This is a genomic window from Streptomyces sp. P17 (assembly GCF_032436805.1).
GTDB lineage: Bacteria > Actinomycetota > Actinomycetes > Streptomycetales > Streptomycetaceae > Streptomyces.
Genome location: NZ_JAVRBF010000600.1, coordinates 1 through 290 on the forward strand (window position 1 = coordinate 1; position 290 = coordinate 290).

Below are 290 nucleotides of genomic sequence, written 5' to 3' on the forward strand. Positions count from 1 at the left end.
AAAGACCGTCAATCTTCGACGGCTCACCGGTTCTCAGACCGATGTTGTTTCCAGCTTTGTAAAGATCGCGAAGATTGTCTTCGTTATAGCGCGGAGCGGAAGACCACTTGCTATCGACCGGCATCTTGTCGCGAGGGACAAGCCAATGAAGTGCAGCGCCTGCCTCAATCAGAGGGCGAACGGCTGACAGCACATCGTTAAATGTGAGTGAATTGCCCATCGAAATCTCTTATAATATCAGGAATTTAGCATGAAAGAAGCAAGGTCTTCCACCTTGATCAAACCCTTCT

1 protein-coding gene is annotated in these 290 nt (G+C 48.6%); it reads right to left on the bottom strand.

Annotated features, from left to right (window positions below; all coding sequences use genetic code 11):
- A partial coding sequence (locus RMT89_RS42255; RefSeq protein ID WP_315889067.1) for a hypothetical protein occupies window positions 1-220 on the bottom strand: 220 nt, incomplete at its 3' end.
- Window positions 221-290 lie beyond the last annotated feature (70 nt).